Annotated in this window: 19 protein-coding genes and 1 tRNA gene; 16 read left to right on the top strand and 4 right to left on the bottom strand. The window is 59.4% G+C overall.

Annotated features, from left to right (window positions below; genetic code table 11):
- Nucleotides 1-24 precede the first annotated feature (24 nt).
- From J3352_RS08545 to J3352_RS08515, 7 genes are all read left to right on the top strand, one after another.
- Entirely contained in the window at nucleotides 25-753 is a 729-nt protein-coding gene (locus tag J3352_RS08545) for a response regulator transcription factor (RefSeq protein ID WP_005933159.1), read from the top strand.
- On the top strand, nucleotides 746-2,056 hold the full coding sequence (locus tag J3352_RS08540; RefSeq protein ID WP_005933161.1) for a histidine kinase dimerization/phospho-acceptor domain-containing protein: 1,311 nt from the start codon (nucleotides 746-748) through the stop codon (nucleotides 2,054-2,056). Before J3352_RS08545 ends, J3352_RS08540 begins: the two co-directional genes overlap by 8 nt.
- A gap of 273 nt (nucleotides 2,057-2,329) precedes the next feature.
- A complete protein-coding gene (locus tag J3352_RS08535) occupies nucleotides 2,330-4,063 on the top strand; it encodes an HlyD family efflux transporter periplasmic adaptor subunit (RefSeq protein WP_005933163.1) in 1,734 nt (577 codons plus the stop codon).
- Complete coding sequence (locus J3352_RS08530) at nucleotides 4,060-4,809, top strand: ABC transporter ATP-binding protein (RefSeq protein WP_099357227.1); 750 nt, start codon at nucleotides 4,060-4,062, stop codon at nucleotides 4,807-4,809. Before J3352_RS08535 ends, J3352_RS08530 begins: the two co-directional genes overlap by 4 nt.
- Nucleotides 4,806-6,002 (top strand): ABC transporter permease, encoded by a 1,197-nt coding sequence (locus tag J3352_RS08525; RefSeq protein WP_005933168.1) that lies wholly within the window; start codon nucleotides 4,806-4,808, stop codon nucleotides 6,000-6,002. The genes J3352_RS08530 and J3352_RS08525 overlap by 4 nt, the downstream gene beginning before the upstream one ends.
- A 99-nt stretch (nucleotides 6,003-6,101) precedes the next feature.
- Nucleotides 6,102-8,201 carry an S-layer homology domain-containing protein gene (locus J3352_RS08520; protein WP_099357226.1) on the top strand — a complete coding sequence of 700 codons (2,100 nt, stop codon included), beginning with the start codon at nucleotides 6,102-6,104 and terminating at the stop codon, nucleotides 8,199-8,201.
- Nucleotides 8,202-8,374: 173 nt separating this feature from the next.
- Nucleotides 8,375-9,268, top strand: a complete 894-nt coding sequence (locus J3352_RS08515) for a hypothetical protein (RefSeq protein ID WP_156065966.1) — start codon at nucleotides 8,375-8,377, stop codon at nucleotides 9,266-9,268.
- A gap of 49 nt (nucleotides 9,269-9,317) precedes the next feature.
- Here J3352_RS08515 and J3352_RS08510 read toward each other — a convergent pair whose 3' ends face one another.
- The 3 genes from J3352_RS08510 to J3352_RS08500 form a co-directional block, all read right to left on the bottom strand.
- Nucleotides 9,318-10,190 carry a hypothetical protein gene (locus J3352_RS08510; protein ID WP_099357225.1) on the bottom strand — a complete coding sequence of 291 codons (873 nt, stop codon included), beginning with the start codon at nucleotides 10,188-10,190 and terminating at the stop codon, nucleotides 9,318-9,320.
- 80 nt (nucleotides 10,191-10,270) lie between these two features.
- The gene (locus tag J3352_RS08505; RefSeq protein ID WP_005933185.1) at nucleotides 10,271-10,957 is read right to left on the bottom strand and encodes a gamma-glutamyl-gamma-aminobutyrate hydrolase family protein; all 687 of its coding nucleotides are present in this window, start codon (nucleotides 10,955-10,957) and stop codon (nucleotides 10,271-10,273) included.
- Nucleotides 10,958-11,015: 58 nt separating this feature from the next.
- Nucleotides 11,016-11,107 (bottom strand) — tRNA-Ser (locus tag J3352_RS08500).
- 265 nt (nucleotides 11,108-11,372) lie between these two features.
- Between J3352_RS08500 and J3352_RS08495 the strand changes: the two genes are divergently transcribed.
- From J3352_RS08495 to J3352_RS08485, 3 genes are all read left to right on the top strand, one after another.
- The gene (locus J3352_RS08495; RefSeq protein ID WP_117533581.1) at nucleotides 11,373-12,392 is read left to right on the top strand and encodes an alpha-hydroxy-acid oxidizing protein; all 1,020 of its coding nucleotides are present in this window, start codon (nucleotides 11,373-11,375) and stop codon (nucleotides 12,390-12,392) included.
- A gap of 136 nt (nucleotides 12,393-12,528) precedes the next feature.
- Nucleotides 12,529-13,026, top strand: coding sequence for an N-acetyltransferase (locus J3352_RS08490; protein ID WP_156065533.1), 498 nt, complete (start codon nucleotides 12,529-12,531; stop codon nucleotides 13,024-13,026).
- 153 nt (nucleotides 13,027-13,179) lie between these two features.
- Nucleotides 13,180-13,806, top strand: coding sequence for a hypothetical protein (locus J3352_RS08485; RefSeq protein WP_050762791.1), 627 nt, complete (start codon nucleotides 13,180-13,182; stop codon nucleotides 13,804-13,806).
- Between the two features lie 62 nt (nucleotides 13,807-13,868).
- On the opposite strand, the gene J3352_RS08480 is transcribed toward J3352_RS08485, so the two are convergent.
- The gene (locus J3352_RS08480) at nucleotides 13,869-14,819 is read right to left on the bottom strand and encodes an RluA family pseudouridine synthase (protein ID WP_156065964.1); all 951 of its coding nucleotides are present in this window, start codon (nucleotides 14,817-14,819) and stop codon (nucleotides 13,869-13,871) included.
- A gap of 266 nt (nucleotides 14,820-15,085) precedes the next feature.
- On the opposite strand from J3352_RS08480, the gene J3352_RS08475 reads away from it, so the two are divergent.
- The 6 genes from J3352_RS08475 to J3352_RS08450 all read left to right on the top strand — a co-directional run bounded on the left by J3352_RS08475 (nucleotide 15,086) and on the right by J3352_RS08450 (nucleotide 22,801).
- Nucleotides 15,086-15,649, top strand: a complete 564-nt coding sequence (locus J3352_RS08475) for a hypothetical protein (protein ID WP_097772716.1) — start codon at nucleotides 15,086-15,088, stop codon at nucleotides 15,647-15,649.
- Between the two features lie 420 nt (nucleotides 15,650-16,069).
- Nucleotides 16,070-18,730: an alanine--tRNA ligase gene (gene alaS, locus J3352_RS08470; RefSeq protein ID WP_156065962.1), complete on the top strand. Its 2,661-nt coding sequence runs from the start codon at nucleotides 16,070-16,072 to the stop codon at nucleotides 18,728-18,730.
- Nucleotides 18,731-18,748: 18 nt separating this feature from the next.
- Entirely contained in the window at nucleotides 18,749-19,081 is a 333-nt protein-coding gene (locus J3352_RS08465; protein ID WP_005933383.1) for a histidine triad nucleotide-binding protein, read from the top strand.
- 45 nt (nucleotides 19,082-19,126) lie between these two features.
- Nucleotides 19,127-19,666: a phosphoribosyltransferase family protein gene (locus tag J3352_RS08460; RefSeq protein WP_005933386.1), complete on the top strand. Its 540-nt coding sequence runs from the start codon at nucleotides 19,127-19,129 to the stop codon at nucleotides 19,664-19,666.
- A gap of 68 nt (nucleotides 19,667-19,734) precedes the next feature.
- Nucleotides 19,735-21,780: a ComEC/Rec2 family competence protein gene (locus J3352_RS08455; protein ID WP_197036491.1), complete on the top strand. Its 2,046-nt coding sequence runs from the start codon at nucleotides 19,735-19,737 to the stop codon at nucleotides 21,778-21,780.
- Nucleotides 21,781-21,868: 88 nt separating this feature from the next.
- A complete protein-coding gene (locus tag J3352_RS08450; RefSeq protein ID WP_156065958.1) occupies nucleotides 21,869-22,801 on the top strand; it encodes a carbohydrate kinase family protein in 933 nt (310 codons plus the stop codon).
- The last annotated feature ends 51 nt before the right edge of the window (nucleotides 22,802-22,852 follow it).

The following is a 22,852-nucleotide window of genomic DNA, read 5'->3' as shown; positions in this document are numbered from 1 at the left end:
GAATGACAAAAAGGGGAGAAGACCATGGCAGAGCAGACCATTCTGATCGCGGAGGACGATCCGGATATCCGGGACGGCGTGCGCATCTTGCTTTCCGGCGAGGGATACCATATCATCGAAGCCGAAAACGGCACCCGGGCACTGGAGGTGTTCCGCCCGGAGGTCGATCTGGTGATCCTGGATATTATGATGCCGGGCATGAGCGGCCTGCGCGTCTGCGAGGAGCTGCGCAAGCTCTCCACAGTGCCGATCCTGTTCCTCACGGCAAAATCACAGGAGTCCGATAAGCTGCTGGGCCTGACCGCGGGCGGGGACGATTACCTGCCCAAGCCCTTTTCCTTTGCGGAGCTCAGCGCCCGGGTCAAGGCATTGCTGCGGCGGTACTGCGTCTATCAGGGCAAGGGGCAGGCCCCGGCCCGGGCCGAAAACCTGACCCTGTGCAGCCACGGCGTGAAGCTGGCGCTGGACTGCAACCGCGTCTGGGTGGACGGGGAGGAGATCGACCTGACCGAGACGGAGTACAAGATCCTGCGGCTGCTCATGCAGAGCCCCCAGCGCATCTTCCCGGTGCAGGTGATTTACGAGGATGTGTGGCAGGAACCTTATTTCTACACCTCCAACGGCACCGTGATGGTACATATCCGCAATCTGCGGATGAAGATCGAAAAAGACCCGCAGAACCCCGCCCGTCTGCAGACCATGTGGGGGAAAGGGTACCGCTTTGTGCCCGGGGAGGAGAAGGATCATGCGTAAAAAGCTGGGGCTTTCCGGCAAGCTGGTGTTGATGATCCTGTTCTCAGCACTGGCAAGTGCTGTATTTCTGGTGGGAATGCAGGTCGTGCTGAACAAAGCCCTGTGGCTTTATTTTGACCAGCCGGAAACCCAGCAGAAGGCTGTGGAAAAGCAGGTGCAGGAGCTGCAGAGCTATATCGACCGGCGCGGTCTTTCCAGCCGGGATATCGACAAGTTGGACGACTGGTCTGTGCGGAACGGCAGCACGATGTTCATCATCTACGACCGCTCCCGGATGCTCTATTCCTCCTATCCGCTGGTCGCTCCGGTCTACGAGGGGCGGGAAAATGTGACGGAAACGGTTCCGGCCGAGCGCTGGCTCCCGATGTACTCGCTCACCTTTTCGGACAAAGAGGCCACAGCCATGTTCTATTACAACGGCGTGGATGCCTATTACGGCAAGGGGTGCGAGATCCTGCTGCTTGTCAGCTTTGCCCTTTTTCCGCTGTTTTTCTTCCTGAGCAGCCGGAAAATCATCCGTTATATCCTCCTGCTCAGCGGGGAGATCCAGGCCATGGAGGGCGGCGACCTTGACCACGCCATCACGATCCAGGGAGACGATGAGCTGGCCCTGCTGGCCACCAGTCTGGATGGTCTGCGTCTGACCCTGCGCCAGCAGCAGGCCGAGGAGGCTCAGGCTGCCGCCAAGGTCAAGAGCCTGATCACTGAGATGTCCCACGACCTGCGCACCCCGCTGACCACCCTGCTGCTCTATACCGAGATCCTGCGTCACCACAAATACGAGACCGAGGCCCAGCAGGATGAATATCTGGCAAAGATCGACGGTAAGGCCCGGCAGATCAAGCAGCTGTCCGACAATCTGTTCGAGTACGCGCTGGTCACCCGGGACACCGTGGTGCAGCTGGATGCCCCGGCCCGCTTCTCCCAGATCTTTGAGGAGCCGCTGGCCGAGATGGTGGAGATGCTGCAGCAGCGCGGCTTTGCCTGTGCGCTGGAGCTGGGCAGCGAGGATGTGCTCCTGACCGTGCGGGCGCAGTATATCCGACGCATTCTGGATAACATCGGCTCCAACCTGATCAAGTACGCCGACCCGGCCCGGCCCATCGAGGTGCGGTTCCTGCGGCAGGAGGGAAGGGCGGGCCTTGTGCTCCGCAACCATGTCCTGCCTGCGCCCCCGGCGGTGGAAAGCACCAAGGTGGGGCTGACCAGCATCGAGACCATGATGGATAAGATGCACGCAGACTGCAAGATCGAACAGGAGAATGAGCAGTTCACCATGACGCTGCTGTTCCCGGTAGAATAAGACAACCCTCTCAGTCAAAGCCTACGGCTTTGCCAGCTCCCCCGAAGGGGGAGCCAATGCAGCACCTCGGATAGAGCCTGCATAGCCTCTCCCTTCGGGAGAGGCGGCATTGCGAAGCGATGACGGGGAGGGTCTCTTTTTACACTTTTTCCACCGAACTTAAGCAAGTCTTAAGAAATATCTCCGGCGAATGTTAAGAAAGCCCCGCTATACTGTTGGAAGAAGGGCGGGTGCAGCTTTGCACCCGGCCATAACATCAGGGAGGGGCAACCAATGCTGCGAAAAAAGAAACAAACGCCGCAGGAACAGAGCGACCAGGAATTCAATCTGGCGCTGGAAGTGCCTGCAGAACAAAGACCGAAGGGCTGGAGACCTTTTGTAAGGCGCAACTGGAAGCGCATTGCCGCTGCCGCCTGCGCAGCCGCAGTGGCCGGTGCGTTCCTGCTGCCCGGGAATGGCGCAAAACCGGCAGGCGTAGATACCGAATATCTGGAAAGCGCGGTGGAGCGCCGGAATATCACCAATGTGTTCAGCGGCTCCGGCACCATTGCCGCCGCCAACACCTACACCGTCAATGCGCTGGTGTCCGGCACCGTGCTCACCGCCGATTTTGCGGTGGGGGACACCATTGAAGAGGGAACGGTGCTCTACACCATCGACAGCTCCAACGCCGCCAACAGCGCGGAAAAGGCCCAGCTCTCGCTGGATCAGGCCCAGCGCAATTACGAGGATGCCGTGGATGCCCAATACATCCGCAGCACCATCGGCGGCACGCTGGCCTCCTATAAGGTGGCGGTGGGCGATGTGGTCACCGCCGGGCAGGAGGTGGCCACTGTGCGGGATGCCTCCACCCTACTGCTGACGTTGGAATTCCCGGCGGCGGATGCGGCGAACTTTACCGTGGGGCAGGCCGCACAGGTCACGTTGGACGGCACCTTTGAGGCCGTCTCCGGCACCGTGCGCTCTGTCTCCGGTGCGGATGCCCTGAGCAGCGGGAACCTGCTGGTGCGCACCGTGACCATTGCGGTGAACAACACCGGCAGCCTGACCACCGCGCAGGCCGCAACGGCCAGCGTCAACGGGGTCAGCGCACTGGCATCGGCAAAATTCAGCTACCAGAACGAGCAGACCATCACCGCCTCCACCGGCGGCACCGTGACCGCCCTCTGCGTGAAAGAGGGCTCCTCTGTCAGCGCCGATACCGCGCTGGTCAGGATCTCCGGCAAGGAGCTGACCAAGCAGGTGCAGAACGCCTCCGATAACCTGCGCAGTGCCCAGATGTCCATGGAGGACACCGAGGATCAGCTGAACAACTATACCATCACCTCACCCATCAGCGGTACGGTCATCTCCAAGGAGGTCAAGGCGGGCGACACCGTGAGCAATACCGCGGGCAGCACCAGCCTGTGCACCATCTACGACCTGAGCTATCTGCAGATGACGGTGAATGTGGACGAACTGGAGATCCTCTCCATCAAGGAGGGGCAGAGTGTGACCATCACCGCGGATGCCATCTCTGACCGCACCTTTACCGGCGTGGTCACCAGCGTGTCCAAGGCGGGCACCACGGTAGGCGGCACCACCACCTATCCCGTCACCATCCGCATCGACGATACCGGCGACCTGCTGCCCGGCATGAACGCCACCGCCGAGATCACGACGGCCAGCACCGAGAACGCGCTTTCCATCCCCAATGCCGCTGTGGTGCGGGGCAATTATGTGCTGGTGACCAAGGATTCCCCCAGCGCTGCCAACGCCGACCCCAGCATGACCGCCCCGGAGGGCTATGTCTATGTCAAGGTGACCACCGGCACCAGCGATGATGATTACATCGCCGTAACAAGCGGCCTGCAGGAAGGCGACACCGTAGCCTACACCGCCAGCAGCACCGCCTCTGTCAGCGCTGACGGACAGATGGAGGAGATGATGGTGGTCGGCGGGCCCGGTCAGGGCGGCGGTGGAAGCGGCGGCCCGAGCGGCGGCGCACCGGGAGGTGGCCCGCAATGAGCGCTCTGATCGAATTTGAGGATGTGTGCAAATATTACCGGATGGGTGACACCACGGTAAAAGCCGCCGACCACATCAGCATGAAAATTGAAAAGGGCGAGTTCGTGGCCATCGTGGGCCAGTCCGGCTCCGGTAAATCCACCTGTATGAACATCATCGGCTGCCTGGATGTGCCCACAGCGGGCAGCTACCGGCTCAATGGCCGGGAGGTGGGCAACATGTCCGGCAATGAGCAGGCTGAGGTGCGCAACGAGATGCTGGGCTTCATCTTCCAGCAGTATAACCTGCTGCCCAAATTGAATCTGCTGGAAAACGTGGAGGTGCCGCTGATCTATGCGGGCGTGCCCCGCGCCGAGCGCCGCCGCCGGGCCCGCGAGGCACTGGAGCAGGTGGGGCTGGGCGATAAGCTGAAAAACAAGCCCAGCCAGCTTTCCGGCGGTCAGCAGCAGCGCGTCTCCATTGCCCGGGCGCTGGCCGGGAATCCGGCGGTCATTCTGGCCGACGAGCCCACCGGCGCGCTGGACAGCCACACCGGCCGCGAGGTGCTGGGAATGCTGCAGCAGCTCCACCGGCAGGGCAACACCGTGGTGCTCATCACCCACGACAACTCTATTGCCGTGCAGGCCCAGCGCATCATCCGGCTGGAGGATGGCCGCGTGGTCTACGACGGCGATGCCCGGGCACCGGAGGCCATCGTTCAGCCGACATTGAACTTTGAACCGGCAGAACAGGAGGGGGACGCATGATCTACGAGACCTTCCGCGAAGCAGTCAAGAATATCTGGAGCAACAAGTTCCGCACGGTTCTGACCATGCTGGGCATCATCATCGGTGTCACGGCGGTCATCGTCATCGTGGGCTTGGGCAATGGCATGACCCAAAGCATCAAGGACAGCTTTTCTGAGATGGGGACCAATATCCTCAGCGTCCAGATCACGGGCCGCGGCTCCCGCACCGTGACCGTACAGCAGCTGTACGATATCGTGGACAGCCACCCGGAGGTGTTCACCGGCATGTCGCCCACCACCACGCTGGACAGCACCGTGAAGGTGGATACCACCACCTATGGCTATACGAGCGTCAAGGGCGTGAGTGAGACCTACCTGGATATGATGGGGCGCACGCTGGCCCAGGGCCGGGGCCTGACCTATGTGGACATCACGGACAATAAAAAGGTCTGCGTGGTGGGCGATTACATTGCCCGTGCGGCCTACGGCGGCAACGCCATCGGCCAGACCATCAAAATCGGCAGCGAGAGATTTACCATCGTGGGTGTGCTGGAAGCCAATGTCAGCAGTACGACCGATCAGGAGGGCACCGACGATGACATGATCTTTGTGCCCTATACCACCGCCCAGCGCATCAGCAGGACCAGCGCCAGCTCCTACGGCGTGGTTCTGGTGAGCGATGAACTTGCCGATGAGGGCAAGAATCTTCTGGTAGTAGGGATCGAATCCATCCTCCACGCGGAGGACGGCTATTTCATCACCAGCCTGAGCGAGATGCTGGAGACCATGACCGGCATGATCAACATGGTGGTGGCGATCCTGACCGCCATTGCAGCCATCTCCCTGCTGGTGGGCGGCATCGGCATTATGAACATTATGATGGTGTCCGTCACCGAGCGCACCCGGGAGATCGGCATTCGCAAGGCGCTGGGTGCCAAGGAACGCTGCATTCTTGCCCTGTTCGTCACTGAAGCGGCCACCACCTCCGCACTGGGCGGCCTGCTTGGCATTGCACTGGGCTATCTGTTCAGCGCTCTGGCCAACCGGGTGCTTCCGCTGCTGGTGTCGGATATGGAACTGACGGTGGCCCCCTCCATGACCTCAGTGCTGGTGGCCTTTGGCATCTCGGTGGGCATCGGTGTACTGTTCGGCTACCTGCCTGCCAAGCGCGCCGCAAGGCTGAACCCCATTGAAGCATTGAGATATGATTAAACCTCTCACCGCTTCGGTCTGGCTTCGCCAGCGCCTTGCGGAGCTCCCCTGGCAGGGGAGCCTGGAATAGAGGAAACACGATCTTAAGGAGAATCTTCCATGAAAAAAAGAATCCTTTCCCTTTTGCTGGCGGTGAGCATCGCCTGCTCGATGCTGGTGGTGCCGGCAAATGCCGCTGCCAGCAATGCGGCGGTGCAGACTGCCGTGACGCTGGGCGGCTTGACCAGCGAACAGGCCTCCGCCCTGAGCACCGCCCTGACTCGGGGCCAGCTGGCAAAGCTGCTGGTGACATTCTCGGCCTACCGGGAGAGCGCCGCCACGCAGGGGAACACCGGCACCCTGTTCACCGATGTGGACAGCGGGAACGAATATGCCCCCTATATCCGCATTGCCGTCCAGCAGGGATGGCTCAGCGGCTACACCGACGGCTCTTTCCGGCCCGACAACGGTGTGACGCTGGAAGAGGCCTGTACCGCCGCCCTCAAGCTGCTGGGCTATGATGTTACCACTCTGAGCGGCAGCTTCCCGGCGGCACAGCTCAACAAAGCCGGCAGCCTGGGCCTGCGGGCCGGTTTGAGCGCCGTGCAGGGGCAGGGCCTGACCCTGGAAGATGCCGCTGTGCTCTTCTATAATGCCCTGACGGCCAGCACCGCTGAAAACCAGACCTATGCCGCCACGCTGGGCTTTACCGTGACGGATGGCCGGATCGACCTGTCCTCGGTGCTGCTCAGCAGTGTGGAGGGCCCCTTTGTGGCCGATGGCACCACCCAGCTGCCCTTTGCCCCGGCGGCGGTCTACCGCAATGATACCGTGGCCACAGATGCCGCTCTGAACGCCTACGATGTCTACTATTACAGCGCCAGCGCCAGAACGGTCTGGATCTACTCCCGCAAGGCGGCGGGCCGCATCACGGCGGTCTCGCCCAGCGCCAGCGCCCCCACCAGTGTGACGGTGGCAGGCACCAGCTACACGCTGGCTTCCTCGGCAGCGGCATCGGTCCTCTCGGCCTTCAACGGCGGCGGAGTGGGGCAGGTGGTCACCCTGCTGTTGGGCATGAACAACGAGGCGGTGGCCGTTCTGACCGGCGAGGAAGCTGACAGCGTGTTCTATGGCGTGGTGCAGACTTCTTCCCGCAGCCTGACCGAAGAAAACGGCGCGGATGTGCTCCAAAGCGTGCAGGTGGCCTGCACCGATGGCGTGACCCGCACCGTGAATGTGGACAAGAGCCTGAACTTCCCCACCGGCTGGCTGGTGAAGATCACCGTCAACGCCGACGGGGAGAACGTGGAGACCCTGAGCGGCCAATCGGTCAGCGGCACCATCCGTGCGGACGGCACCGCGCTGGGCGATGCGGCCCTTGCTTCGGATGTGGAGATCCTGGATACGACAGCGGAGGGGTTGGCTGGGACAGTAAGTCCCGGCCGCCTATCGGGGGTGACACTTTCTGCCTCGGATGTCCGTTACTACACCGTGGATGGGAACGGTGCCATTGACCGGCTCATTCTGAACGATGCCACCGGCGACCTGTGGACCTACGGTGTGCTGGATGATGTGACCAACCTCATCAGCACCGCAGCCAGCTCCACCACGAACACCGGCTCCGGCTCGTCCACCTCCAACACCACCGGTTCCAGCGCCTCTGACCTTGTGGCCGGTGCGGTGGAAAGCGTGATGCCCTCCACCAGCACCCTGCTGTATGGGCTGGTCGATGGCAGCATCGGCAGCACCCTGTGGGAGAGTGTGACCAGCAGCACCGCCAGCCTGGCAAGCTATCTGCTCAAGATTGGTGCCAACAGCACCACGGGCGTGGTCAGCTCGGTGCTGGATTACCTGAGCAGCGGCGCGAACTATGTCTGCTACGTCAACGGTGAGCAGACCACCTATAAGACCAGCGTGAAGTATCCCGTGCTGGCAGGCGGTATCTCGGTGCGCAAGACTGCTTCCGGCAGTGTGGGCACCATGGCCCAGCTGCTCCCGGTCACGGTGGATCAGCTGGGGGCGGCCTCCGTGCGGAGCGGCTCCACCCGCTATGAGACTGCCGATGACATGCAGGTGTATCTGTGGTACAAGGGCAAGTATTACGCCACCACCCTTTCCCAGATCAACGCCGAGGATTACAGCCTCATCGGCTGGTACGATGCCCATGGCAGCGCGGCGGGCGGAAAGATCCGCGTTCTTGTGGCCGTGAAAAAAGACTGACCGCGTCTCCGACAGGCTGTGAAATGGGACGAAATCCGGTCATAAAAAGGCAGTTAGGCGACATTTTTCACGATTTATCCATTGAAATTCTCCCCCGGGGATGATATGATAGACCTGTTCCTGCGCGGCAAAAGGCCGGGAACGAAATCTGAAGTGGGAGAATTTTGTGCCAGATGCAGAAAAAGAAGCTTTATCAGCTGGCTGCGGTCATCGTTCTTGTGGTGGCCGTGGCAGCTGCTTTGATCCTGACAGGGATGCGGAAAAGCACCCCTGTGTCCGAGGCGCAGGCCAGCTCGGTGCCGTCCTCCGCTCTGCCCGGCGGGGAAGCTGAGGGGCCCTCCAGCGCCGCCGCCTCCAGCAAGAGCGCCGTCAGCAGTGAGGTGACGGAAGAATCCCCGGTTTCGTCCTTTTTGGAACAGCTGGAAGAGGAACTTGGCATTTCCTCTTCGGAGACAGCTTCGTCCAGTGAGGTCTCCTCTTCCGCCAGCGCAGGCAAGGCGGACAGCGTGAGCTCCGCAGTGTCCGGTTCCAGCGCCGCACACTCGGTGCCTGCCTCCTCTGCGGCTTCCGGCAGCCATGCGGCCAGCAGTCAGGCCCCCGGCAGCAGCCATGCCTCCAGCAGCAGCCATGCCTCCAGCAGCTCCGCTGCTTCGGAGAATGAGGTGGATGCCAGGATCGACAGCTACATCCGCCAGCTGCAGAACCTGAAGAAGCAGACGGAATCCAAGCTCTACGGCGTGATCTACGAAGCCTACGATGAGTATATCTCCCACCCGGTGGAGGAGCGCAATCTGGGGATGAAGGTCTCCATCGTGGTGTCCAAGACCGCCAAGCTGACCAGTGTTCAGGGCGAGTGTGACAAGGAGTTCAATGCCATCCTGAAAGAGCTGCGCCAGTACCTGCGGGACAATGGCCGTGATCAGAGCGTTGCGGATCAGGCAGAGCAGGAGTACAAAAAGATGAAGTCCGACCTGACCAGCGAGCTGACCGGCATTGTCTATAACAGTGCGGTGGGCAGCGGCGATGGCGGCAAATGGATCCAGGAACACATTGAGCATAAGCGCTGAAATAGATAAGAGCCGTGCAGTTCAAACGCTGCACGGCTCTGCTTTTTTGTTACTGCACACGCTTTAACGCTGTGTTGATGAGATCGGCAAACTGCTCCAGACGTTCCCGGAGCTGGACAATGGAATCGATGTCGCTGTCGGAAATGACACTGACGGGAGCCGAAAGGCTGTTGACACCGGCTTTCAGTGTGCCGCTCAGGGCTGCGTTGACACCGTGGGCGGGGATCTCCACATGCACATCCACGGGGATGGTGTCATCGAAGAGCAGGGACTTCAGCGGCAGGCCCACCACAAGGACAGCCGCGTCCTCCCCCTCAGACGGGAACTGGTAGTAGGTGTAGCCCTTTTTGGCATAATCGGGGTGGACGACGCACTGGCGGCTAAGGGTCATGGTATAGCCGGACATCTCCTGCATGGCCACCTGCGTGTTGGGCACGCCGAGGATCTTTGCCAGCTGGGCCTGCGTGATGTAGTTGGGCAGAGACCACTCCGGCAGGAACGCACCCACCAGCGGCACGCTGTCCGCGATGGAATCCCGCAGGGTGCGGTAGAGCCGCCCGGCATCGAAGTAGGTGTCGTTGGCATCAATATAGAGGTCGGTGAAAAAGTCGGTGCCGCCGGTCTCGGCGCGGGCAAGCCCGCCGGAGGGGTACAGGTACAATTGCAGCTGCCCCGGCGAATACAGCCCGGCCACATCGCCGGAAGTTGCACCCACCTGTTTCAGAATATTGTACAGGGCCGGGGTACTGGCACTGTCCTGTGCGGTGATGTTATAGCTGAACTCAAAAGTCGCACCCTTTTGTAAGGCACGGACTTTGCTGTTGACCAGACTGAAAAGGACCAGCGCAGCCACCAGACACACCGCCAGAATGCAGGCCACCACCGTGACCACGGCGCGGGAACGCTTTTTGGAAGATTTCATGGCAGAACCTCCTGTTCTCTTTATAAGGAATACGATCCAGAGCTTAAAAATCGTTCAAGTTGGCTTTGATTTTTTATAATTTATTTGCAGGCCGCCACAAAGGCATCAAAAATCCCCTGCATGGCGGGGTCGGCAGCGCTGAGCCATTCAGGGTGCCACTGCACGCCCAGGCAGAACTTCGCGTCCGGCTTCTCAATGCCCTCCACGATGCCGTCCTCGCTCAGGGCCGACAGCACAAGGCCCTGAGCGACCTTGTCTACCGCCTGATGGTGCTGGCTGTTGACCAGAACGGTATCCTGCCCAAGAATGCGGGAGAGCAAGGTATCCCGCCGCACGGTGACAGTGTGGATCTTGCCCCAATGGTCGTTGTGGGGGACGTGCTCAAAGGGTTTGATGTCCTGATACAGATCGCCGCCCAGCGCAACATTCATCAGCTGGATGCCCCGGCAGATGGCCAGCACCGGCTTGTCGGCGGCAAGGAAGGCGCGCAGCAGCAGCGGCTCGGCGATATCCCGCAGAACGTTGGGCTCACCGCAGGCAGGGATGCGCTCCTGCCCGTAGAATTTCGGGTCGATGTCGCCGCCGCCCGGCAGCAGCAGGCCGTCACAGGCCAGCGCATCCTGTACGGCTTTGTCGGGGTCGTTCAGCTCGATCCAGCGCATTTCTGCCCCGGCCCGGGCAAGGCTTTCGGGATATTTTGCGTGAGCCTCCGCCAGCAGCTGGTTCGGCACCATGCGCGGCATTGCAATCGTAATAGCAGCAGACATTGTAGAAACTCCTTTTTACGTCAACAGAAAAACCCCGGAACATTCGTTCCGGGGTTTCTGGCGGAAAGATGGGGATTCGAACCCCAGAACGCTTTTGACACGTTACACGATTTCCAGTCGTGCGCCTTAGACCAACTCAGCCATCTTTCCACATCTTCAGTTTTCAGCGTTTCGGGCCGTGGCCCTCAGCGCTCCACTATAATACCTGAAAGGATGACTTTTGTCAAGGATTTTTTTGAAAAAATTTGAAAAATCTAAAAATCAACGTTTCTGCGCCATACATTTTTTCGTTAGAAAAAGCGGGACCCGCTGATCCCCTTGACGAACCCATAAAAACGGACTATGATGTGGGCAGAGAACGGTTGGAATTTGCAGGTTCCGCTCGAAAAAGGGAACCTGAACAGGAGGATGCAATATGAATTACGCTGATGTTTTGAACAATGCCCGCCAGTGCATCGGGCAGTACTGCAAGGCCTGCCCCGTGTGCAACGGTGTGGCCTGCAAAAACCAGATCCCCGGCCCCGGTGCCAAGGGCGTGGGTGATACGGCCATCCGCAATTATAATAAGTGGGCGGAGATCCGGGTGAACATGGACACCCTGTGCGAGAACGGCACCCCCGACACCGGTGTGGAGCTGTTTGGCAAAACCTTCAAGTATCCCTTCTTTGCAGGCCCTGTGGGTGCGGTAAACCTCCACTATTCCGACACCTACACCGACATGACCTACAATGACGTGCTGGTGCGCGCCTGTGCCGAAAATGGCATTGCCGCCTTTACGGGTGACGGCACCAACCCTGACGTGATGACTATGGCCACCAAGGCCATTGGTGCAGCAGGCGGCTGCGGCGTGCCCACCATCAAGCCCTGGAACATTGACACTGTCAAGGCCAAGATGGAGCAGGCCAAGGCCAGCGGCTGCTTTGCCGTTGCCATGGACGTGGATGCCGCCGGTCTGCCCTTCCTGAAGAATATGACCCCGCCCGCCGGCAGCAAGAGCGTTGCCGAGCTGGCCGAGATCGTCAAGCTGGCCGAGCGCCCCTTCATCGTCAAGGGCGTGATGACCGTCAAGGGTGCCCTCAAGGCCAAGGAAGCCGGTGCTGCTGCTATCGTGGTCTCCAACCACGGCGGCCGTGTGCTGGATCAGTGCCCCGCCACCGCCGAGGTCCTGCCGGAGATCGCTGAAGCCCTCAAGGGCAGCGGCGTGAAGATTCTGGTGGACGGCGGCATCCGCTCCGGCGTGGATGTGTTCAAGGCGCTGGCTCTGGGCGCTGACGCTGTGCTCATCTGCCGCCCCTTTGTCACCGCAGTCTATGGCGGCGGCGAGGAAGGCGTGAAGTGCTACATCGACAAAATCGCCGCCGAGCTGGCTGATACCATGCAGATGTGCGGCGCACACTCTCTGGCCGAGATCACCCGGGATATGGTGAGGATCTGATAGGTAAAATGAAAGCGGCATCACAGCTGAAAACTGTGGTGCCGTTTTTTGGTTGCTCTGAAACAGAAACTATGATATGATGGAGCTGGTGGAGCGTGGAAAAGGTGGAGGCCTGATACAATAAGAGGATTCTGTTATGATTACACTAAAGCAGTACACGAACGAAGAAGCACAAATCATCCCACTCATTCAGGGCTTCTGGAAAGCACACAGTCATTATGACCAGAGCGAAGCGGAAGCGCTGGAAGATTTGCAGAACTGGACAAAACCGGGCCATATGATTTATTTTATCCAGAACGATGCCGTCAATGTGGGCTTTGCCCATCTGGGAAGCCGCGGCGGTAAAATGGACTGGCTGGAAGATTTGTTCATCCTGCCGGAATGGCAGGGCCACGGTTTTGGCAGCGAAGCGATTCACCAGCTGGAAGAAATCGTGAAGCAGTATTCGGTTTCCCTTTACATCGAAGCCGCCGCTCGCAATGAAGCGGCTATCCGGTTGTATCGGAAATTGGGTTATGACTGCCTGAACACAGTTACGATTCGCAAAGACTTCCCGGGCTACGAGTATGATGTTGTGCGGAAGGAAAATATCCACGGCATGGAGTTCGAGATTCGGAAGGATAAGGACTTCTGATTTGAACATATAGGAACAAGAAAAGCGGTATCTTTCCGGTTGTACGGAGAGGTGCCGCGTTTTGTTGCCACAGAACAGAAACTATGGTAAGATGAAGCTGGTGGTTCGGGAAATCGGTGGGGCCGATAAGATAAAAGGATGAAATATAAAACGATGAAGCAAAAAGAATATATGCCTGGAGTAAATCGAGTAAACACATATCTGGATGATCGATTTTTGAAAAAAGTTCTGAATCAACATGGAGCATTTCTTGTTGGAGATGACCCGTATGAAGTGGAAATTGTGTCGAAAACAGATGCGATTATAAGAGGAAAGAACTCGAATTTCTATGAAGCTGTGATAGATGAATTTCGATTTTATGCCGAACATATTACGAATTTTTGGGACGAAACAAATAATCTAGTGAAAACATACCCTGCGGTAGAACTAGTGAAGATTCCTATGGCAGAGATTCAGCCTTCACAGTTTTATGTGGATGAAATCAAAAAGCAAGCTGTAAGTGACTTTGTTCATACAGAAGAAGACTTGATAATTCCGCTTGTGAATTGGGAAGGCCATAATGTTTCCGTGGATGGTCATACACGATTGTTTGTGGCAGCTGAAAAAGGAATCCAAAATGTGTATGGATTTTATACAGAGGCTGGCGATTATGTCAGAGATTTTGCAGCAGAAGCTATCAAACGGAATATTGTATCTCCGTATCAATTGATTGAGGTAAAGCATGAGGATTATGAAAAACTTTGGTTTGCATTCTGTGATGAGTATTTTTCAAGCAAATAAGTAAGAAAAACGGCATCTTTCCAATCAAATGGAGAGATGCCGTTTTGGGCTGCGGAGGAAACTTACTTCAACGTTCCATCCAGTACCTGCTGGTAATACCAGGGCTTCGGTGCGCGGAAGGTCTTGCCGGAGAGGTCAGCGAAGTCGGGGGAGGTGAAGCGGGGGAGGACCAGCTCCCAGGCGCAGAGGGCCTGATATTTCAGCTTAAGCTCCCGGTTGGCGGTGTTGTTGCCGTACTTGCTGTCGCCCAGGATGGGGCAGCCGATGCTTGCCATGTGGGCACGGATCTGGTGGGTGCGGCCGGTGATGAGCCGGACCTTGAGCAGGGCCAGACGGCCGGAGACGGCAACGGTCTCATATTGGGTCTCCACGTCCTTGGCACCGGGCTGCTTGTCGGGCACGATCTTCACGATGCCCCGGTCTGCATCCTTGAGCAGGTAGCCGCCCAGGGTGCCGTCTGGCGGGGTGGGGCGGCCAAAGGTGACGCAGAGGTAGGTCTTTTTGACCTCGCGGTTCTTGATGACCTCAAGGAACAGCTGCTCGGCCTCGGGGGTCTTGGCAATGAGGACCAGACCGCTGGTGCCGGTGTCCAGCCGGTGGCAGAGGGCCGGGGTGTACAGATCGTTCTCCTTGTACTCACCCTGCTGGTTGAGGTAGAGCAGAGCACGGTTGAGCAGGGTGTCGTCCTCGGGGCCATCCACGGCAAGGCCTGCAGGCTTGTTCACCACCAGGATCTGCGGGCAGTCGTAGATGACCTGTGCCAGGCCGCGGGCGTTCTTCCACGCCGGGCCTTCCACCCGCTTGTCGGCATCCAGTACCTCGTCCAGGATGAACAGCTTGATCTCGTCGCCTGCCATCACGCGGGTGGAAAGGGGATGCTTTTTGCCGTTCAGCTTGATCTTGTTCTCCCGCAGAGCCTTGTTCAGGCGGCCCGGGTTCAGCGCCGGGAACTGCTGCATCAGATAGTTGTCCAGCCGGGTGGGGGCCAGACATTTTACTTTTAAGATTTTCACGGAAATTTTCCTCTCTATCTTGAAATAGAATGTGTCTTTGAATCGTTTTTATTGTAGCGGAACGGAAACGTTCCGTCAAGCAAGAGAAAGAAGGTTTTCGTATGAGATGGAACCATAAAATAGGAACATTTACGGTGCTTTTGGCGCTTGGGATCACCATGGCGGGCTGTGGGGCCTCCAGTTCCACGGCGGGAAGCACAGCGGCTTCCACGCCAAGCACGACCTCTTCGGAGGCGCAGGAGGCGCAAAAAACGGAAGTACAGCCCATGCAAGGCGTTTTACTGAGCGACCCCCTTTCGGATGGCACCTATCACATCAGCTTTGAAAGCGATAAAGTATGGGTCGGTGAACGCAAGAATACCATCAACGACGCGGTCGTATACGACTATGACCGGTACACAGCCCCAGAGATAGAAGCATTGAGCGAAGGCGATACCATTGTAACACATCTAAACGGGACAGAGGAAACTACAGCCCTGACCGTGGAGAGCATCGAGCGGGAAAACAACTATGTGACCATCAACGGCGGAATAGAAGAAGGCGGCATCGACTTATGCAAAGAGGAGGACCATTACCGGACTCTGACATGGGATGATTTTCCCGCTTATTATGAAGTTGGTGTGGTGAAGCAGCTTGTTATGGCAGACGATATCGAACTATCGGACGGCGCAGCAGACTTTGGAGCCGACCCAGTGATGGTCAAGGGAGACCGGGCGGTTTGCGATGCAATGAGCAGCGAAGAAGATGTTTATGGGTGGAATGCGGGAAACACGACCGTGACCATCCAAAACGGCGAGATGACCCATGTAGACCGCATCTGGGTGCCGTAAAATTTGTGGAAAACCCGTTGACAAACGCTTCCGGGATGCTATAATTTAAGTGTACGCAAGGGGCACTGTGCCTTTTTGCGGGATGTGAATTATGACAGATGGCATTGATGGGGTCAGAAATGCACACCGCCGCCCAGAGAGAGCGCTCCCAGCTGCAAGGCGCTCCGGCAGGTCTCGTTTCGTGCCACCCCGGAGCTTCCGGCGAAACAAGTCGGACGCAGCGCAGCGTTACCGCGCCGAAAGCGGCAGGGGACAAGCAGTTTTATCCTTTGCAATTTGGGTGGTACCACGGAGCAGTTTTACACAGCCTCGTCCCTTTTGGGATGGGGCTGTTTTTGTTTTTGCGCCTGCCCGCCCCTCTGCCATAACATCATAAAAACTGACGTGCAAACGCCAAGGACAATTGAGGAGAGAAAACCTATGCAATGGACCGGTTTGAATGAACTGCGTGAAAAGTACCTGAGCTTCTTTGAGAGCAAGGGCCACCTGCGTCTGGACAGCTTCCCGCTGGTGCCGAAGAACGACCCCAGCCTGCTGCTGATCAACAGCGGCATGGCCCCCATGAAAAAATGGTTCCTGGCGCAGGAAGAGCCTCCCCGCCATCGTGTGACCACCTGCCAGAAGTGCATCCGCACCCCGGATATCGAGCGCGTGGGCATCACTGCCCGCCACGGCACCTTCTTTGAGATGCTGGGCAACTTCTCCTTCCAGGATTACTTCAAGGAAGAGGTCATCCCCTGGGCTTGGGAGTTCTTGACCAGCGACGAGTGGATGGCCATCCCCAAGGATAAGCTGCACATCTCCGTCTACGAAGAGGACGACGAGGCTTACGATATCTGGACCAAGAAGGTGGGCATTGCTCCGGACCACATGGTGCGTCTGGGCAAGGAGGACAACTTCTGGGAGCACGGCTCCGGCCCCTGCGGCCCCTGCTCTGAGATCTACTTTGACCGCGGCCCCGAGTACGGCTGCGGCAAGCCGACCTGCGGCGTGGGCTGTGACTGCGACCGCTATATGGAAATCTGGAACCTGGTGTTCAGCCAGTTCGATGCCGACGGCAAGGGCCACTACGAGCGTCTGGCACGCCCCAACATCGATACCGGCATGGGCCTGGAGCGTCTGGCCTGCGTGATGCAGGGCGTGGGCAACCTGTTTGAGGTGGATACCGTTCAGAGCGTGCTGCACCATGTGGAGCACATTGCCGGTAAGACCTACGGTGAGAACGCCAAGGATGACATCTCCATCCGTGTCATCACTGACCACATCCGCAGCTGCACCTTCATGGTGTCTGACGGCATCCTGCCCTCCAACGAGGGCCGCGGCTACGTTCTGCGCCGCCTGCTCCGCCGCGCTGCCCGCCATGGCCGGATGCTGGGCATCTCCCGCCCCTTCCTGGTGGAGCTGGTGGAGACGGTCATCCAGTCCAGCGAGAGCGCTTACCCCGAGCTGCGTGAGCACGATGCCTATATCAAGAAGGTCATCGGCACCGAGGAGGCAAACTTTGCCCGCACCATCGATGCCGGTATGAACATCCTGAACAACATGATCGACGGCCTGGAAAAGGCACACCAGCACCTGCTCAAGGGTCTGGACGTGTTCAAGCTGAACGATACCTTCGGCTTCCCCCTCGATCTGACCAAGGAGATCGCTGCCGAGCAGGGCATTGAGATCGACGAGGACGGCTTCCATGCTGAGATGAAGAAGCAGAAGGAGCGCGCCCGTGCCGAGCGCCTGAAGAAGAACATCTCCGGCTGGAGCGAGGACCTGTTCGGCGGCCTGACCGTTGAGCCCACTGTCTTTACCGGCTATGAGACCCTGAACGACACCGGCGTTGTGGTTGCCCTGAGCGACGAGGAGACCCTGACCGATGCCATTGCCACCGATGAGGAGGCAAAGGACGGCGTGCTGGTGGTTCTGGACAAGACCCCGTTCTACGCTGAGATGGGTGGTCAGGTGGCGGACAACGGCCTGCTGACCGGCCCCGAGTGCAGCCTGCGTGTGCTGGACGTGAAAAAGACCCCCAAGGGCTACTACGTCCACACCTGCGTGCTGGAGAGCGGCATCGTCAAGGTGGGCGACCACCTGAACGCTCAGGTGGACAAGGAATACCGGATGTCCGTCTGCCGCAACCACACCGCGACCCATCTGCTGCAGGCTGCCCTGCGTGAGGTGCTGGGCGACCATGTCCATCAGGCAGGCTCCTATCAGGATGCGGAGATCACCCACTTCGACTTCACCCACTTCAGCGCCGTCACGCCTGAGGAGCTGGCCCGGGTGCAGAAGATCGTCAACGATAAGATCTACGAGTCGATGAACGTCACCGTCAAGGAGATGCCCATCGAGGAGGCCAAGAAGCTGGGCGCAATGGCCCTCTTCGGCGAGAAGTACGGCAAGGTCGTCCGCGTGGTGGATATCGAGGGCTGGTCTACCGAGTTCTGCGGCGGCACCCACGTCAAGAACACCGCCCAGATCGGCGGCTTTAAGATCGTCAGCGAGAGCTCTGTGGCTGCAGGCATCCGCCGCATCGAGGCTGTTACCGGCCGCAACCTGCTGATTCGTGCAAACCTGCAGGAGGCTATGCTGCATGATGTGGCAAACACCCTGAAGGCCAACAACGTCACCTCTCTGCCTGTTCGTGCTGAGGCTGTGATGGCTGAGAACAAGGCCATGAGCCGCGAGCTGGAGGAGGTCAAGGCAAAGATCGCCGCTTCCAAGGTCAACAGTCTGTTCGACAATGCCGAGGAAGTGAGCGGCGTGAAGATCGCTTCCGCCTACTTCACCGGCACCACCGGCGACACCCTGCGCGGCATGTGCGACAGCATCCGCGAGAAGGCTGTCAACCCTGTGGTCGCTGTTCTGGTGGGCAAGGCTGAGGATAAGATCACCATGGCTGTTACCGTGAACAAGCTGGCACAGGAAAAGGGCCTCAAGGCTGGCGTGCTGGTCAAGGAGATCAGCGCCATCGCAGGCGGCAAGGGCGGCGGCAAGCCCGACTTTGCAATGGCCGGCCTGAAGGACGAGACCAAGATCGACCAGGCTCTGGCCGCTGTCAAGGGCATCGTTGAGAAGCAGCTGGGCTGAGTGAAAGGAGCAATTCCCATGGAAGATTGTCTGTTTTGCATGATCGCCGAGGGCAAGATCCCCTCTAACAAGCTGTATGAGGACGATCAGGTCGTGGCGTTTTACGATATCAACCCGCAGGCCAAGGTGCACTTTCTTGTTGTGCCCAAAAAGCACATCCAGAGTGCCGCTGCCCTGACTGAGGAGGACGGTGCCCTGCTGGGCCATATCTTTGCCGTGATCGCCAAGCTGGCCAAGGAAGTCGGCCTGGACAACGGCTACCGCGTGATCTCCAATGTCGGCGAGGATGCCGGCCAGACCGTGAAGCACCTGCATTTCCATGTGCTGGGCGGCGAGAAGCTGCCTGTCTGAGCCGCGCATAAAAATAACGGATCGAACAAAAGGAAGGGAATTGTTATGGCAAAGACTTATACCCTGAATGTTGCGGGCCTGACCCGTGAACTGACCATCTGCAAGGTGAACGACCACATGGACATTGCGGCCTTCATCATGCTGGGCGATGCAGAGCTGACCGTGGCTGCTGCCACCGAGCTGCTGAAAAAGTGCCCCGAGTTTGATATCCTGCTGACCGCTGAGGCCAAGGGCATCCCTCTGGCACACGAGATGAGCCGCCAGAGCGGCAAGCCCTACATCTGCGCACGCAAGGGCGAAAAGCTCTATATGGCCGACCCTGTCGTGGTGGAGGATCAGTCCATCACCACCGCAGGCAAGCAGAAGCTGGTCATCGACCGCAAGGAGCTGGACAAGATGAACGGCAAGCGTGTGCTTGTGGTGGATGATGTCATCTCCACCGGCGGCTCCCTGAAGGCGCTGGACGCACTGGCAGAAAAGACCCAGTGCACCATCGTGGGCCAGGCCGCTGTTCTGGCCGAGGGCGATGCAGCCGAGCGCAAGGATATCATCTTCCTTGAGCCGCTGCCCCTGTTCTTCCACTAAGTAAGATGCGCCGCCCGCTCTGTGTTTTCTGCGCAGGAACGCTGGGGCTGGAGTTGGTGTGCGCCTTTTTGCCGCAAACGGGACGTTTTGTGCCGTTTGCGGCATTTTTTATTGTCGGTCTGCTGTGGGCGCTGGTGGGCCGTTTGCGCAAAAGTCCGGCCTGGGGCTATGGCATCTGCCTGATCCTGGGGGCTGCGCTGGGCCTTGTGCTGACCGGCTCCACGCAGGCAAAATGGGATGCGATCCAGACCGCCTACGATGGCCGCAGTGTCCTGCTGGAGGCGGAGGTGGAGAGCACAACCTCTTCCTATTTCCCCAGCAGGGTGCGGGCGGTCCTGCGGGTGGAAACGGTGGATCGGGAGGCGGCCTCCCTCCGGGTGGAGTGCGCCAGCCTGCCCGTCTGCAGCCCCGGCGACCGGGTCAAGGGCCGCTTTGCGCTGGAAACACCCGATGACACCGCCCGCCTGAATGCCCTGGCCGATGGCATTGCCCTGAACGCTGCTTATGAGAAAGGCTTTGCGCTGCTGGGGCAGAGCACCTCCTTCCGCGCCCGGACGGCCCGGCTCCAGAAGCGGCTGAGCGCCGCCCTGCGGCAGGGGATGGCCTCCGGCCCGGCGGGCGTGCTGGCCGCCATGGTCACGGGCGACCGCACCCATCTCTCCAAGGAACTGCGCACAGCCTACCGGGGCGCGGGGCTTTCCCATGTGCTGGTGGTCAGCGGAATGCATGTTTCGATCCTGTGCGGCGATGTGCTGGGCAGGCTGCTGCCCCGCCGCAAAAAGCGACTGCGCGGCTATACCGGCCGCCGGGTCAGGGCGCTGTTCAGTGCGGTGCTGGCATTGCTGCTGGTGGGCGTGACGGGCTTTACGCCCTCTGTTCTGCGCGCGGCGGGGGCCGTCTGGCTCAGTGCGCTGGGGGTCTGGGTCTACGGCCCGCCGGATGCCCTGACCTCGCTGGGTGTGGCCGGTGTTCTGATGACGGCGGGCAACAGCTACGCCGTCTGTGACGTAGGCTTTCAGCTCTCCTTTGCGGCGGTGGTGGGCACCCTGGCCGGTGGAGCCGTGGTGCGCCGCAGTCAGGAAGCCTGGGAAAAACAACGGGCAAAGAAAAAGCACCCCCGCCTCCGGTTCTGGAAGCGGAAAGCGCTTGGGCTTGCGGGAAGTCTGTGGGAAACGGTCTGTATTTCGGCCTGCGCCTCCATGGCTACCTTCCCGGTGCTGGTGCTGCGGGGGATGAGCACCAGCCTGTACGCGCTGGTGTCCGGCGCGGCAGTGCTCTGGCTGGTGGAACCCATCCTGCTCACCGGTCTGGGAGCAGCCCTGCTGGGGCTGGTGCCTGCATTGGCCCCGGCCCAGCGGGTGTGCTCGTGCTGCGCGGAATTTCTGGCAGAGGTGCTGGACCGCTGGGCACTCTGGGTGTCCGGCTGGCCCGGGGCACAGATCTGGTTCGACACCGCCTATGCCGCCGTGGTCTGCCTGCTGCTGGCCGGGCTCTGCTGGCTGGCGTTCCATAACAGGGTACGTCTGCGGGTGGCCTTGCCTGCCCTTCTGCTGACGGCGGGGATTGCTGTTTTCACCGGCAATGCCCTGAGCCGGAATGTTGTCCGGGTGGAGCTGGTGGGCAGCCGGAATGCCCCGGCGGTGGTCATCAGCCGGAACGAGAGCGCCGTCATCCTCTTCCGCGGCGGCGACGTGACCCAAAGCGCCGTGGAGACCACGCTGGAACGCCGGAATATCCGGACCGTGGAGTGCCTGATCGACCTGCGGCTCAGGCCCCAGAGCGCCCAGCGGATGGGGGCAGAACAACGCATTGCCGTTGACCGGATGGCGCTCTATGCCACCCGCCGTGTCCGCTGCGGCCCGGCAGAGGTGGAGGTGCTCCGCACCCGGAACGGCTGTGTGGCCCGCATCCACGCCGCCGGGCAGACCTTTGTTACCCTGAGCGGCAGTGCTGCGCTTGCGGCCCCTGTGCAGGCGGATACCCTGCTGGCCTCGCCTGCCCTGCCGGACTGCGTGAAGTATGATGCGATCCTGAGCCTGAGCAGCGATTATCGGTGGATGCCGGAGGCTCTTTCTTCGGGGCAGCACTGCCACAGTTTTTCAAGGGCAGAGTAGGCTTTGAGAGAAAAAATTGGCTTTTTGTCAAGAGCTGTTATATAATAGGAGATATCAAAGTAAAATCCGGAAAGGAATCAAGAAATTTATGGGCATCGTAGTCATCGGCGCAGTGTTTGTGGACATCAAGGGATATCCGCTTTCTACCTATATCCCCGGCGGGCGCAACGCGGGCAGAATGGAGCAGGTCCACGGCGGCGTGAGCCGCAACGTGGCAGAGGATATCGCCAACGTGGAGCTCCGGCCCACCTTCGTGGGCCTTGTCGATGACAGCGGCATGGGTCAGGATGTCATTGACAAGCTGGAGAACCACAAGGTCAACACCCGGTTCATCAAAAAGGTACCGGACGGCATGGGCACCTGGCTGGCCATCTTTGACAACAGGGGTGATGTAACTGCCGCCATCTCCAAGCGGCCGGATACCACACCGCTCATTGGCCTGCTGGCCGAGCAGGGGGATGAGATCTTTGCCGACTGCGACAGCATCGCGCTGGAGCTGGACCTTGAAAAGGAGACGGTCAAGCAGACCTTGAAATACGCCAAAAAGTACGGCAAAAAAGTGTATGCGGCCGTTTCCAACATGAGCATCGCTATGGAGCGCCGGGACTTTTTGCAGCAGATCGATTGCTTTGTCTGCAACCAGCAGGAGGCTGGGCTGCTCTTCTCGGACAATTACGACCATCTCGAGCCTGAGGAGATGTGCAGGGTGCTGGCGGGCAATGTGCACAGCGCCAACATCCCCTGCATGGTGGTGACCATGGGCGGCAAGGGCGCTGTGTTCGCCCGCGCCAATGGCGAGTGCGGCATCGTGCCCGCCAAAAAGGTGGATGTCATCGACACCACCGGCGCGGGGGATGCCTTCTTTGCCGGAACTGTCATCGGCCTGACCTACGGCAAGACTCTGGCTGAATCCTGCGAGATCGGCAGCCGCCTGGCCGCCTCGGTCATCTGCATCACGGAAAATGTCTGCCCCCGCTTCCGCCCTCTTGAGTTCGGGCTGGATATCCCGGTGGTGGATTGAGAGAACAAGTAAAAAGGGACGGCGTGTGCTCCACGCCGTCCCTTTTGTATA

It is taken from the genome of Faecalibacterium sp. Marseille-Q4164 (assembly GCF_017377545.1).
Classification (GTDB): Bacteria; Bacillota; Clostridia; order Oscillospirales; family Ruminococcaceae; genus Faecalibacterium; species Faecalibacterium duncaniae.
Note: the sequence above shows the minus strand (reverse complement) of the source record. Positions and strands in the feature narration are given on the sequence as shown.